The following is a 13,605-nucleotide window of genomic DNA, read 5'->3' as shown; positions in this document are numbered from 1 at the left end:
CTGGCGGGAGCGCACGCATGCGCCTGAAGAGCATCAAGCTGGCGGGGTTCAAGTCCTTCGTCGATCCGACCACGGTGAACTTCCCCAGCAACATGGCGGCAGTGGTAGGGCCGAACGGCTGCGGCAAGTCGAACATCATCGACGCGGTGCGCTGGGTGATGGGCGAAAGCTCGGCGAAGAACCTGCGCGGCGAGTCGATGACCGATGTCATCTTCAACGGCTCGAATACCCGCAAGCCGGTGAGCCAGGCGAGCATCGAGCTGATCTTCGACAACGCCGAGACCACACTGGTGGGCGAATACGCCCAGTACGCCGAGATATCCATTCGCCGGCGGGTCTCGCGGGATGGGCAGAACACCTATTTCCTCAACGGCACCAAGTGCCGGCGGCGCGACATCACCGACATCTTCCTCGGCACCGGCCTGGGGCCGCGCAGCTACTCGATCATCGAACAGGGCATGATCTCCAAGCTGATCGAGGCGCGTCCGGAAGACCTGCGCAACTTCATCGAGGAAGCCGCGGGCATTTCCAAGTACAAGGAGCGCCGCCGCGAAACCGAAAGCCGCATCCGTCGGACCCAGGAAAACCTGGCACGCCTCACCGACCTGCGCGAAGAGCTGGGGCGGCAACTGGAACGCCTGCACCGGCAGGCCCAGTCGGCGGAAAAATACCAGGAGCACAAGGCCGAGGAGCGCCAGCTCAAAGCCCAGCTGGGTGCCGTGCGCTGGCGCGACCTGAACGAGCAGGTCGGTCAGCGCGAGCGGGTCATCGGCGACCAGGAGATCGCCTTCGAGGCCCTGGTGGCCGAGCAGCGCGGTGCCGATGCCGGCATCGAACGGCTGCGCGACGGCCATCACGAGTTGTCCGAACGCTTCAACCAGGTGCAGGCACGCTTCTATTCGGTCGGCGGCGACATCGCCCGGGTCGAGCAGAGCATCCAGCATGGCCAGCAGCGCCAGCGCCAGTTGCAGGACGACTTGCGCGAAGCCGAACGGACCCGCCAGGAAACCGAATCGCACCTCGGGCACGACCGTACCTTGCTCGCGACCCTGGCCGAGGAAATGGCCATGCTCGCACCGGAACAGGAACTCAGCGCGGCCGCCGCGGAAGAAGCGGGCATCGCCCTGGAACAGGCCGAGCAGGGCATGCAGGCCTGGCAGCAGCAGTGGGATGCCTTCAACCAGCAGAGCGCCGAACCCCGCCGCCAGGCCGAGGTGCAGCAGTCGCGCATCCAGCACCTGGAGCAGAGCCTGGAGCGCCTGCAGGATCGCGAGCGGCGCCTGCAGGAGGAGCGTGGCCAGTTGGCGGCCGACCCCGAGGACGCGGCGATCCTCGAACTCAACGAGCAGGTGGCGATCGCCGAACTGGCCCTGGAAGAACTGCAATTGCAGGAGCAGGGCCAAGCCGAGCGACTCGAACAATTGCGCCAGGAATTGCAGCAACTGGCCGCCGAACAGCACCAGGCGCAGGGCGAGTTGCAGCGCCTGAACGGGCGCATCGCTTCGCTGGAGGCCCTGCAGCAGGCCGCTCTCGATCCCGGACAGGGCGCCTTGGAGTGGTTGCGCGAGCAGGGCCTGGAACAACGTCCGCGCCTCGCCGAAGGCTTGCGTGTCGAGCCGGGTTGGGAGCTGGCGGTGGAGACCGTGCTCGGCGCGGATCTGCAGGCGGTCTTGCTGGACGGCTTCGACGGGCTCGCCCTGGCCGGCTTCGGCAAGGGCGAGCTGCGCCTGCTCAGCCCCGCTCGTGGAGCCGCGACGGCGGCCGGTTCGCTGCTGGACAAGGTCCGCGCCGACGCCGACCTGAGTCCCTGGTTGGCCCGGGTGAAACCGGTGGAGACCCTGGAACAGGCGCTCGCCCAGCGCGGCGCCCTGGACGACGGCGAGAGCCTGATCAGTCGCGATGGCTACTGGGTCGGCCGGCACTTCCTGCGGGTCCGGCGCAGCGACGAGGCCCAGGGCGGCATGCTCGCCCGCGCCCAGGAACTGGAGGCGTTGCAGGAGCGGCGGGAGGCCCTGGAAACCCGTGTCGCCGAAGGCGAGGAGCGTCTGGCTGCGGCCCGCGACGAGCAGCGCGAGCTGGAAGGCGCGCGCGAGCAGGTGCGGCGCCAGGTCCAGGAGGAGGGGCGCCGGCACGGCGAGCTGAAGGCGCAGTTGTCCGCGCAGCAGGCCAAGGTCGAGCAACTGGTACTGCGTCGCCGCCGTCTCGACGAAGAAGTGGCGGAACTGGCCGAGCAGCGCGCGCTGGAACAGGAGCAACTGAGCGAGGCGCGCCTGACCCTGCAGGAAGCGCTGGATAGCATGGCGCTGGACACCGAGCGCCGGGAAACCCTGCTGGCGGAGCGTGACGCCCTGCGCGAACGGCTCGACCGGATTCGCCAGGATGCCCGTACCCACAAGGACCATGCGCACCAACTGGCGGTGCGGGTCGGCTCGCTGAAGGCGCAGCACAATTCGACCCAGCAGGCCCTGGAACGCCTCGACCAGCAGTCGGCGCGCCTCAACGAGCGTTGCGAACAGCTCAACCTCAATCTGGAGGAGGGGGCGGCACCGCTGGAAGAGCTGCGCATGAAGCTCGAGGAGTTGCTGGAGCGGCGGATGGCCGTCGAGGACGAACTCAAGCAGGCGCGGCTGGCCCTGGAAGACGCCGATCGCGAACTGCGCGAGGTAGAGAAGCGCCGCGGCCAGGCCGAGCAGCAATCGCAACTGCTGCGTGGCCAGCTGGAGCAGCAGCGCCTGGAGTGGCAGGGGCTGGTGGTGCGGCGCAAAGCCTTGCAGGAGCAGCTCGCCGAAGACGGCTACGACCTGCATACGGTACTGGCCAACCTGCCCCTGGATGCCAGCGAACGCGATTGGGAGGAGCGTCTCGAGAGTCTCGCGGCGCGCATCCAGCGTCTGGGGCCGATCAACCTGGCGGCGATCGAGGAGTACCAGCAGCAGTCCGAGCGCAAGCGCTACCTGGACTCGCAGAACGACGACCTGGCCGAAGCGCTGGAGACGCTGGAAAACGTCATCCGCAAGATCGACCGGGAAACCCGCAATCGTTTCAAGGAAACCTTCGACCAGATCAATGCTGGCCTTCAGGCATTGTTTCCGAAGGTATTCGGCGGCGGTACGGCATATCTGGAACTTACCGGCGAAGATCTACTCGATACCGGTGTGGCGATCATGGCGCGCCCGCCGGGCAAGAAGAACAGCACCATCCACTTGTTGTCCGGCGGGGAAAAGGCGCTGACCGCGCTGGCGCTGGTATTCGCCATCTTCCAGTTGAACCCGGCGCCGTTCTGCATGCTCGACGAAGTCGATGCGCCATTGGACGATGCCAACGTCGGACGTTATGCGCGATTGGTGAAGGAGATGTCGGAAAAGGTGCAGTTCATCTATATCACCCACAACAAGATCGCCATGGAAATGGCCGATCAGTTGATGGGCGTGACCATGCATGAGCCGGGCTGTTCACGGCTTGTTGCAGTTGACGTGGAAGAGGCGGTCGCATTGGCTGAAGCCTGAGTGTCAGGCAGTGTAAACTTGTGCATGGGCATGTTAGTTTAATGGCCACTTTTTGTATCGCGTGGGAAAGTTCTGTCAGAACAAGGTTGGCTCCACGTTTCAAGGGACAGGACGTCCTTTTTTCATTTTTTATTCACCATTTTCACTAGGGGCTACGGAATTACATGGATATCGGTCTGCGCGAATGGCTTATCGTTATCGGGCTTATCGTGATCGCCGGCATTCTCTTCGACGGTTGGCGGCGGATGCGGGGCGGCAAGGGCAAGTTGAAGTTCAAGCTCGACCGCAGTTTCGCCAATCTGCCGGACGACGACGGCGACTCGGCTGAACTGCTGGGGCCGGCGCGCGTGGTCGAGCATCGCGAGCCATCCTTCGACGAACAGGACCTGCCCAGCGTCAGCGCCCGCGAAGCCAAGGAACGCAAGGGCGGCAAGCGCCAGGAAGAGCCGCGCCAGGGCGATCTGGACCTCGACGAGGGGCTGGCCCTGGAGGCGGACCCGAGCGATGCCGCCGAGACGGTGGAGCCGCGCAAGGGCAAGTCGAAGGGCCGCAAGGAGAAAGAGCGGGAGAAAGCCCCTGCGGTTGCTGCCGAACCTGCCCCGGTCGACGAGGTGCTGATCATCAACGTCATCGCCCGCGACGAGAGCGGCTTCAAGGGGCCGGCATTGTTGCAGAACATCCTCGAGAGCGGCCTGCGCTTCGGCGACATGGACATCTTCCATCGCCACGAAAGCATGGCCGGCAATGGCGAGATCCTGTTCTCCATGGCCAATGCGGTGAAACCGGGCACTTTCGACCTGGACGACATCGACAACTTCAGCACCCGCGCCGTGAGCTTCTTCCTCGGCCTGCCGGGGCCGCGCCATCCGAAGCAGGCCTTCGACGTGATGGTTGCCGCCGCGCGCAAGCTGGCCCACGAGCTGAACGGCGAGCTGAAGGACGAGCAGCGCAGCGTGTTGACCGCCCAGACCATCGAGCACTACCGCCAGCGCATCATCGACCATGAGCGTCGCAGCCTGATGCAGAAGCGCTGATCCGGCCACAGCCCCTTTCTTCGTACGGGAGGGGGCGAACTACTCTATAGAGCAGCCGAGGCTGCTCTTTTCGTTTCACGGACTCCCACCATGACCGACACCCAGGCTGCCGCCGAACGCATCGCGCAACTGCGAACCGAACTGGACACCCACAATTACCGTTACTACGTGCTCGACGAACCGAGCATTCCCGACGCCGAATACGATCGCCTGTTCCGCGAGTTGCAGGCGCTGGAGGCCGAGTACCCGCAACTGCTGACGCCCGACTCGCCGACCCAGCGGGTCAGCGGCACGCCGGCCTCGGCGTTCGGCGAAGTGCGCCATGAGATCCCCATGCTCAGCCTCGGCAACGCCTTCGAGGAGCAGGACCTGCTGGACTTCGACCGCCGCGTACGCGAAGGACTGGCCGACCTGTTGCCTGGCGGCGACCTGCTCGGCGGTGGCGCGGAGGTCGAGTACAGTTGCGAGCCGAAGCTGGACGGCCTGGCCGTCAGCCTGCTCTACGAACGCGGCCAACTGGTGCGCGGCGCCACCCGCGGCGATGGCAGCACCGGCGAGGACATCACCAGCAACGTACGCACCATTCGCAACGTACCGCTGAAGCTGCACGGCGAAGGCTGGCCGGAGATCCTCGAAGTGCGCGGCGAGGTGTTCATGTCCAAGGCCGGTTTCGAGGCGCTCAACGCCAAGGCCGTGGAAACCGGCGGCAAGACCTTCGCCAACCCGCGCAACGCGGCGGCCGGCAGCCTGCGCCAGCTGGATTCGAAGATCACCGCCAGTCGCCCGCTGGAGTTCTGTGCCTACGGCTTCGGCCAGGTCAGTGGGACGCTGCCGGACACCCAGGTGGGCATCCTCGAGGCGTTCCGCGGCTGGGGTATCCCCATCAGTCGCGAGCTGCGCCTGGTCAAGGGCGCCCAGGCCTGCCGCGACTACTACGACGACATCGGTCGCCGACGCGATGCGCTGGCCTACGAGATCGACGGCGTGGTGTTCAAGGTCAACCGCATCGCCTTCCAGCGCGAACTGGGCTTCCGCGCGCGCGAGCCGCGTTGGGCGATCGCCCACAAGTTCCCCGCGCGCGAGGAGTTGACCGAGCTGCTGGGTGTCGAGTTCCAGGTCGGCCGCACCGGCGCCGTGACCCCGGTGGCACGCCTCAAGCCGGTGCAGGTGGCCGGCGTCACGGTGTCCAATGCGACCCTGCACAACATGGATGAAGTCGCCCGCCTGGGCCTGCGCATCGGCGATACGGTGGTGATCCGCCGTGCTGGCGATGTGATTCCGCAGGTCATGCAGGTGGTGCTCGAGCGCCGCCCGGCGGATGCGCAGGCTATCGAGGTGCCCGAGCATTGCCCGGTCTGCGGCTCGGCCGTGGAGCGGACCCAGTTGGTCAAGCGCAGCAAGGGCAAGGAGTCGATCAGCGAGGGCGCCATCTATCGCTGCGTCGGCCGCCTCTCCTGTCAGGCGCAGTTGAAGCAGGCGATCATCCATTTCGTATCGCGCCGGGCAATGGACATCGACGGTCTTGGCGACAAGATCGTCGAGCAACTGGTGGATCGTGGGCTGGTCGCCTCGCCGGCGGATCTCTATACCCTGACCTATGAACAGGTGTTCGAGCTGGAAGGGTTCGCCGAGCTGTCCACCAACAACCTGCTGACGGCCATCGCCGATAGCCGCAAGCCTTCGCTGGCGCGCTTCATCTTCGCTCTGGGGATTCCCGACGTCGGCGAGGAAACCGCCAAGCTGCTGGCGCGTTCGCTGGGTTCGCTCGAGCGGATCGGCAAGGCGCTCCCGGAAGTGTTGACCTACCTGCCGGACGTCGGCGCCGAGGTAGCCTACGAGATCCACAACTTCTTCGCCGACGAGCACAACCGCCAGGTGATCGCCCAGTTGCGCGATGCCGAACATGGCGTGCAGTTGCAGGAAGAGGGCGAGGTCGCCGCGGAGTTCGCCGCTTGTGCCTCGCTGGCCGGTTTCATCGACAAGCTGAACATTCCCTTCATCGCCGCCACCGGCGCGGAAAAGCTGGCCAGCCGCTTCGGTTCGCTCGACGGCATCATCCGCGCCGACTGGCTCGATCTACGCCAGGTGGAGCGTCTGCCCGAGCGAGCGGCGAAAAGCCTGCGCGATTTCTTCGACGAGCCGGCCAACGTGCAGCGTGCCCTGGCCATCGAGGCGCAGTTGCGTGAGTTCGGCATGCATTGGCAGAGCGAGCGCAAGGCGGTCGAAGGCCTGCCTCTGGCCGGGCAGACCTGGGTGCTGACCGGCACCCTGGAGGCGATGAGCCGGGACGTGGCCAAGGACAAGCTGGAAGGGCTCGGCGCCAAGGTGGCCGGCTCGGTGTCGGCCAAGACCCACTGCGTGGTCGCCGGGCCCGGCGCCGGCTCGAAGCTGGCCAAGGCCAACGAGCTGGGCGTGAAGGTGCTCGACGAAGACGGCCTGCTGAAACTGTTCGACGAGCACGGCGTCGCCCGCTGAAGCGGCGGCGCTGCTGCGAAAGATTTCCGAAGACTGGAGTTAACGATGGACAAGGCAAGAAAGCAGCGGTTGCTGGGCGTGCTCGCATTGGTGGTGCTGTTCGGCGCCTACGTGGGTTGGAGCGAGCGGCCGCGCATCCTGCTGCATTACAGTGGCCAGGCTTCGGCGCCGATCGCCTACAGCTACAAGGAGCAGGGCGTGGAAACCTTCTCCGGGGAGATCCGGCCCGGCCAGGTCCGCGAGTTTCCGGTGAAGCTGTTCGGCGGCAGCGATTACCGGATCGCCTTCTCCTTCCATCGCGGTGAGGAGAAGTATGCGTCGTTCAGCACCAAGCCGGGCTGGGGCACCCTGGACCTGTATGTCGATACCGAGCTGAGCGTATCGACCCAGCCGCCGCCGGAGGGTCTGATCCAGCAGCAATGAACCGCTTTCGCGAAATGGATTGCAAACGTAAGTGCTTGAAGTGGTTGTAACTTACGCGCAAGCCGGTAGAATGGCGCGGCCTACCCGAGGGTAGGCTGCAATGGTGGCCCTGTCGGTCCCCCCGCAACGATTACCCGTCAACCTGGTCAGGTCCGGAAGGAAGCAGCCACAGCGGGAACATCGTGTGCCGGGGTGTGGCTGGCGGGGCCGCCTCCATTTCAGGCCCGCCATTTTCCGCACGCCGCCGCCGCTCTTATCGGTAGCGCTGCAGTATCTCCTCGATCTCTCCGCTGCGCTTCATTTCCTCGAACGTCTTCAGTATCGCTTCCACCGGAACCTCTGCGGAGTCCCGCACCATGCAGCTCACCGCCGTCTCTTCGAGCTGCGCGGCTTCCTGGAGTGGCGGCTGCCCCGGCGCCTGGCGGTTGCTCCAGTGCAGCGACAGTTGATGGCTGACCGCGTAGCGGTAGCGGCCGGCGCGCAGCTTTTCCAGCACCAGATCCTGGGTGCGCGCATCGTCGCGGCGCAGTCGGCCGATGTCGAACAGCGCTTGCAAGCGGGGATAGCTGTAGCCAAGGACGGTACCGATACGCTGGGCCGGCAGCGCCTCGGGAATCGGCGCGAAGCCTTCGCGGGCGACCAGGATGTCGCGTTGCACCAGCAGCGCGACGCTCCAGCGATAGCCGGGGAAGTCGTGGCTGAGCCAGGCGGGGCTGATGTAGCAGCGGACATCGATTTCGCCAGCGTTCATCGCCTGCTCGATGCGCCCGCGCGGGTAGGGGTGGTAGAGCGCCTTGCGGCCGACCTGCCGGGCAAGGGAGCGGGTGATGTCGTAGACGATGCCGTCGATCGGCTGGCCCCGTTGCAGGCGGACCAACGGCATGCTCCAGCTTTCCATCACCGAGAAGCGCAATGGCGTCGCGTCGGTCTCCGCGGCCGTCGCTGGCAGGGCCGCGAGCAACTGCAGCAGGAGCAGCGCAGGTGCGCCGAAATGAGGCATGAACGATGTCAGGGAAGGTAGAGTCATTGCCACCGACGAGGGCTGCTGAAGGGCCAGGGGAATTCTTAGCACGCAGTTTGCCAAGTCGGCGAGCGCAGAAGGGGTAAATTGCGCTAGCATTGGCCGACTTGTGCTTCCCTTCTGCGACGGTTTTCGATGAGTTATCAAGTTCTTGCGCGTAAATGGCGTCCCCGTTCCTTCCGTGAAATGGTCGGCCAGACCCATGTGCTCAAGGCTCTGATCAACGCCCTGGACAACCAGCGGCTGCACCATGCCTACCTGTTCACCGGTACCCGCGGGGTCGGCAAGACCACCATCGCGCGGATCCTGGCCAAGTGCCTGAACTGCGAGACCGGGGTCAGCTCCACGCCGTGCGGCGAATGCTCGGTCTGTCGCGAAATCGACGAAGGCCGCTTCGTCGACCTGATCGAAGTGGACGCCGCGAGCCGGACCAAGGTCGAGGATACCCGCGAGCTGCTCGACAACGTGCAGTACTCGCCGACCCGCGGACGCTACAAGGTCTACCTGATCGACGAAGTGCACATGCTCTCGTCGCACAGTTTCAATGCGCTGCTCAAGACCCTCGAGGAGCCGCCGCCGCACGTCAAGTTCCTGCTGGCCACCACCGACCCGCAGAAGTTGCCGGTGACCATCCTCTCGCGCTGTCTGCAGTTCTCCCTGAAGAACATGCCGCCGGAGCGGGTGGTCGAGCACCTGACCCACGTGCTCGGAGCCGAGAACGTGCCCTTCGAGGATGACGCCCTGTGGTTGCTCGGGCGCGCCGCCGACGGCTCGATGCGTGACGCCATGAGCCTGACCGACCAGGCCATCGCCTTCGGCGAGGGCAAGGTGCTGGCCGCAGACGTGCGGGCGATGCTCGGTACCCTCGATCACGGCCAGGTCTATGGCGTGCTCCAGGCCTTGCTGGAGGGCGATGCGCGCGCCCTGCTCGAAGCGGTGCGCCACCTGGCCGAGCAGGGGCCGGACTGGGGCGGCGTGCTTGCCGAAATACTCAACGTGCTGCACCGCGTCGCGATCGCCCAGGCCCTGCCGGAAGCGATCGACAATGGCCAGGGCGACCGCGAGCGGGTGCTGGCCCTGGCCCAGGCGTTGCCGGCGGAAGACGTACAGTTCTATTACCAGATGGGCCTGATCGGCCGCCGCGACCTGCCGCTGGCGCCCGATCCGCGTAGCGGCTTCGAGATGGTGTTGCTGCGGATGCTCGCGTTCCGCCCGGCGGACGCCGACGGCGCGCCGAGGACGCCGCTAAAGGACCTGGGGATCAGCAAGGCCACGACTGATCCCGCCAACTCCCCCGTGGCCGGCGCGGCCTCGCCTGCGCCGGTCGCTACCGTTGCTCCCGCGCCTGTCGTGGCTGCGCCCGTCGAAGCCCCGGCTGCCCCGCCGGCAGCGCCATCCGCGCCGCCGGCGGCGGTCGAGGCGCGCGTCACGGAAGCGGTTGTCGAAGAGCCCGCCGCCGCGGCAGAGGTCGTCGACTTGCCCTGGGAAGAGCCGGCGCCGAGCCTCGCTGCCGAGCCCGAGCCCGAGCCCGAGCCCGAGCCCGAGCCGCTAGCCGTGGAGGCTCCCTCGGTCCCTCCGGCAGTGGCGGTCGAGGCGGTGGTGGAAACCGTTCTGGAAGCCCTGCCGGCTGCGTTGCCGGTAGCACCTGACGAGCAGGACGAGCAGGACGACGAGCCACCGCCCGCGGACGACTATTACGAAGTCGATATGGATACCCTGGCCTACCTGGATGCCGCGCCCGAGCCTGACGTGGTCGTGGTGGAGGAGCCGCTGCCGGCGGCGAAGCCGGCCACCGGCCTGGCCGCGGAGTGGCTGGAGCTGTTCCCGCGGCTCGGCCTCGGCGGCCTGACCGCCAGCATCGGTGCCAACTGTACGCTGGTAGCTGCCGACGACGACCACTGGCATCTGCATCTCGATCCGGGCCAGAGCGCGCTGTTCAACGCCACCCAGCAGCGGCGGCTGAACGATGCGCTGAACCAGCACCTGGGGCGCACCCTCAAACTGGAGGTGACCCTGCAGAAGCCTGAGCAGGAGACCCCGGCCCAGGCAGCGGCACGCCGGCGTGCCGAGCGCCAGCGGGCGGCCGAGGCATCGATCGATGCCGACCCGTTGGTCCGGCAGTTGCGCGAGCAGTTCGCCGCGGTGGTCCGTGACGGTACCATCGAACCTTTGGAAGCCAAGGCCTGACCGGCGCTTGGCGCACGCAACAAGACGACATTCGAGGTGAAGAACATGATGAAAGGTGGCATGGCCGGCCTGATGAAGCAGGCGCAGCAGATGCAGGAAAAGATGCAGAAGATGCAGGAAGAGCTGGCCAACGCCGAAGTGACCGGGCAATCCGGCGCCGGTCTGGTCAGCGTGGTGATGACCGGGCGCCACGACGTCAAGCGCGTCAGCCTGGACGACAGCCTGATGCAGGAAGACAAGGAAATCCTCGAAGACCTGATCGCCGCCGCGGTCAACGATGCGGTGCGCAAGATCGAGCAGAACAACCAGGAAAAGATGTCCGGCTTCACCTCGGGCATGCAACTGCCGCCCGGCTTCAAGATGCCCTTCTGATTCTGCGTTCGTGCCGGGTCCGCCTTCTTCGGACGGCGCCCGGCAGCCATTCCCCTCCCTCTATCCGACGAGTCCTGCATGAGTTTCAGCCCGCTGATCCGCCAACTGATCGAGTCCCTGCGCATTCTTCCCGGTGTCGGGCAGAAGTCGGCCCAGCGCATGGCGCTGATGCTGCTGGAGCGCGATCGCAGCGGCGGCCTGAAGCTGGCCCAGGCGTTGACCGCCGCGATGGAAGGGGTCGGTCATTGCCGGCAGTGCCGTACCCTCAGCGAGGAGGAGCTGTGCCCGCAGTGCGCCGACCCGCGACGCGACGACTCGCTGCTCTGCGTGGTGGAAGGCCCGCTGGACGTATTCGCGGTGGAGCAGACCGGCTACCGCGGCCGCTATTTCGTGCTCAAGGGACACCTGTCGCCGCTCGACGGCCTGGGGCCGGAGGCGATCGGCATTCCCGAACTGGAAGCGCGGATCAGGGACGGAGCCTTCAGCGAGGTGATCCTCGCCACCAACCCCACCGTCGAAGGCGAGGCCACCGCCCACTATATCGCCCAGCTACTGGCCGGCCGCGGCCTGACCTTGTCGCGTATCGCCCATGGCGTGCCGCTGGGCGGCGAGCTGGAGCTGGTCGATGGCGGCACCTTGGCCCACGCCCTGGCCGGACGGCGGCCGATCTCCTGAGCTCTGTGCCTCCCGTATCCGTAGGACGGGCGGCCTATACGCCCTCGCCGATGGCCAGTTTCCCGTATTGAAAACCAAGCAAGCGCTAGGTAAGTTCTGAGGCTCCCATCAGGAGCCCGGCCATGACTGACTTCCAGCAGTACTTCGACGAGTCCCATCAACTGATCCGGGATTCGGTGCGCCGTTTCGTCGAGCGCGAGGTGTTGCCGTACATCGATGAATGGGAGGAGGCCGAGGAATTTCCCCGCGAACTCTATCTCAAGGCCGGCGCGGCCGGGATCCTCGGCATCGGCTACCCGGAAGCCTACGGCGGCAGTTGCGAAGGCGATCTGTTCGCCAAGGTGGCGGCCAGCGAAGAGCTCATGCGCTGCGGTTCCGGCGGCTTGGTCGCCGGGTTGGGATCGCTGGATATCGGCTTGCCTCCGGTGGTCAAGTGGGCCCGTCCCGAGGTGCGCGAGCGGGTGGTGCCGGCGGTGCTGCGCGGCGAGAAGATCATGGCCCTGGCGGTCACCGAGCCCTCTGGCGGCTCCGACGTGGCCAACCTGAAGACCCGTGCGGTGCGCGATGGCGATCACTATCGCGTCAGCGGCAGCAAGACCTTCATCACCAGCGGCGTGCGCGCGGACTACTACACGGTGGCGGTGCGTACCGGCGGCGAGGGTTTCGCCGGCATCAGCCTGCTGCTGGTGGAGAAGGGCACTGCCGGGTTCAGTGTCGGCCGCAAGCTGAAGAAGATGGGCTGGTGGGCGTCGGATACCGCCGAACTGTTCTTCGACGACTGCCGGGTGCCTGCGGAAAACCTCATCGGCGTGGAGAATGCCGGCTTCGCCTGCATCATGGCCAATTTCCAGAGCGAGCGCCTGGCCCTGGCGGTGATGGCCAACATGACCGCGCAACTGGCTCTGGAGGAGTCGCTGCGCTGGGCGCGCGAGCGAGAAGCGTTCGGCAAGCCGATCGGCAAGTTCCAGGTGCTGCGCCATCGTCTCGCGGAAATGGCCACGCAACTGGAGGTTTCCCGGGAGTTCAGCTATCGCCAGGCAGCGAAGATGGCCGCCGGCAAGAGCGTGATCAAGGAGATATCGATGGCCAAGAACTTCGCCACCGATGTCGCCGATCGCCTGACCTATGATGCCGTGCAGGTGCTCGGCGGCATGGGCTACATGCGCGAAAGCCTGGTAGAGCGGCTGTATCGCGACAACCGGATTCTCTCCATCGGCGGCGGTTCGCGGGAAATCATGAACGAGATCATCGGCAAGCAGATGGGGTTGTAGGGCCGCGTTCTATCAGGTGAAGTCCAGGTCGTAATGCGCCTGGCCACAGTGCAGGCAGTCGAAGCGGTAGATGGCCGGATTGCCGCCGGGCGTATAGGCGTCGACGAGGCGTTGCCAGGTGATAGCCGGCCAGGCGAAATTGGCGAAGCGCTGCGCCAGGCCCTCGGCTCCCAGTTGCCCGATTTCCTCACGCCCCGCGTCGCCGCGAAAGGCGCAGGCATCCTCGCAGCAAACCAGCCAGCGCTCCTGCTGCCAGGAGGTGTAGCCGGGCGTGCGCTCGCAGACTTCGGTGACGATATCCGCGGCGACGCCGGCGTCGAGCAGCGGATAGTCGTCGGAAAAGCTCGCTTCGTAGCGCGCGGCCGCGCTGCCGTCGGCTATGCACCAGGGGCAAAGGCTGCCGGGCGGCAACTCGTGGCGGGAATAGGGCGAACCGGTGTAGACGTAGCCACGAGCCTTGCCACAGCACTGGCAGGTGGTGGCGGAAGCCTCGATGCTGCCGCTGGCGAGCGGTTCGGGATGGTAGCGGAAGTGAGGAAGGGGAGGGTTCATGACGGCCGTACCCTGGAGACTGGCCGTCGAGTATGACGTGCCGGGCAGCCTAGCGGCTACCCGGCGGGCCTGTTCACTCGCTGGCTTCG

Annotated in this window: 10 protein-coding genes and 1 other RNA gene; 9 read left to right on the top strand and 2 right to left on the bottom strand. The window is 66.1% G+C overall.

What is annotated here, in order from left to right:
- Positions 1-17 precede the first annotated feature (17 nt).
- The 5 genes from smc to ffs all read left to right on the top strand — a co-directional run bounded on the left by smc (position 18) and on the right by ffs (position 7,645).
- Positions 18-3,506 carry a chromosome segregation protein SMC gene (smc, locus tag HMPREF2716_RS00665; RefSeq protein ID WP_003083351.1) on the top strand — a complete coding sequence of 1,163 codons (3,489 nt, stop codon included), beginning with the start codon at positions 18-20 and terminating at the stop codon, positions 3,504-3,506.
- A 164-nt stretch (positions 3,507-3,670) separates the two neighbouring features.
- Positions 3,671-4,540 carry a cell division protein ZipA gene (gene zipA, locus HMPREF2716_RS00660; RefSeq protein WP_003083352.1) on the top strand — a complete coding sequence of 290 codons (870 nt, stop codon included), beginning with the start codon at positions 3,671-3,673 and terminating at the stop codon, positions 4,538-4,540.
- 90 nt (positions 4,541-4,630) lie between these two features.
- On the top strand, positions 4,631-7,015 hold the full coding sequence (gene ligA, locus HMPREF2716_RS00655) for an NAD-dependent DNA ligase LigA (protein ID WP_003114675.1): 2,385 nt from the start codon (positions 4,631-4,633) through the stop codon (positions 7,013-7,015).
- A gap of 45 nt (positions 7,016-7,060) precedes the next feature.
- On the top strand, positions 7,061-7,438 hold the full coding sequence (locus HMPREF2716_RS00650; RefSeq protein ID WP_003083354.1) for a hypothetical protein: 378 nt from the start codon (positions 7,061-7,063) through the stop codon (positions 7,436-7,438).
- 110 nt (positions 7,439-7,548) lie between these two features.
- Positions 7,549-7,645: signal recognition particle sRNA small type (ffs, locus tag HMPREF2716_RS00645), an RNA gene on the top strand.
- 46 nt (positions 7,646-7,691) lie between these two features.
- On the opposite strand, the gene HMPREF2716_RS00640 is transcribed toward ffs, so the two are convergent.
- Positions 7,692-8,558: a substrate-binding periplasmic protein gene (locus tag HMPREF2716_RS00640; RefSeq protein WP_003120462.1), complete on the bottom strand. Its 867-nt coding sequence runs from the start codon at positions 8,556-8,558 to the stop codon at positions 7,692-7,694.
- 36 nt (positions 8,559-8,594) lie between these two features.
- Between HMPREF2716_RS00640 and dnaX the strand changes: the two genes are divergently transcribed.
- From dnaX to HMPREF2716_RS00620, 4 genes are all read left to right on the top strand, one after another.
- The gene (dnaX, locus tag HMPREF2716_RS00635; protein WP_070621774.1) at positions 8,595-10,646 is read left to right on the top strand and encodes a DNA polymerase III subunit gamma/tau; all 2,052 of its coding nucleotides are present in this window, start codon (positions 8,595-8,597) and stop codon (positions 10,644-10,646) included.
- A 45-nt stretch (positions 10,647-10,691) separates the two neighbouring features.
- Complete coding sequence (locus tag HMPREF2716_RS00630) at positions 10,692-11,018, top strand: YbaB/EbfC family nucleoid-associated protein (RefSeq protein ID WP_003087236.1); 327 nt, start codon at positions 10,692-10,694, stop codon at positions 11,016-11,018.
- A 78-nt stretch (positions 11,019-11,096) separates the two neighbouring features.
- Positions 11,097-11,693: a recombination mediator RecR gene (recR, locus tag HMPREF2716_RS00625; RefSeq protein WP_003087237.1), complete on the top strand. Its 597-nt coding sequence runs from the start codon at positions 11,097-11,099 to the stop codon at positions 11,691-11,693.
- 122 nt (positions 11,694-11,815) lie between these two features.
- On the top strand, positions 11,816-12,964 hold the full coding sequence (locus HMPREF2716_RS00620; protein ID WP_023518536.1) for an acyl-CoA dehydrogenase family protein: 1,149 nt from the start codon (positions 11,816-11,818) through the stop codon (positions 12,962-12,964).
- Between the two features lie 12 nt (positions 12,965-12,976).
- Here HMPREF2716_RS00620 and HMPREF2716_RS00615 read toward each other — a convergent pair whose 3' ends face one another.
- Positions 12,977-13,516: a CbrC family protein gene (locus HMPREF2716_RS00615; protein ID WP_023518537.1), complete on the bottom strand. Its 540-nt coding sequence runs from the start codon at positions 13,514-13,516 to the stop codon at positions 12,977-12,979.
- Positions 13,517-13,605 lie beyond the last annotated feature (89 nt).

Origin of the sequence: Pseudomonas sp. HMSC076A11 (assembly GCF_001810205.1) — a bacterium.
Classification (GTDB): Bacteria; Pseudomonadota; Gammaproteobacteria; order Pseudomonadales; family Pseudomonadaceae; genus Pseudomonas; species Pseudomonas aeruginosa.
Note: the sequence above shows the minus strand (reverse complement) of the source record. Positions and strands in the feature narration are given on the sequence as shown.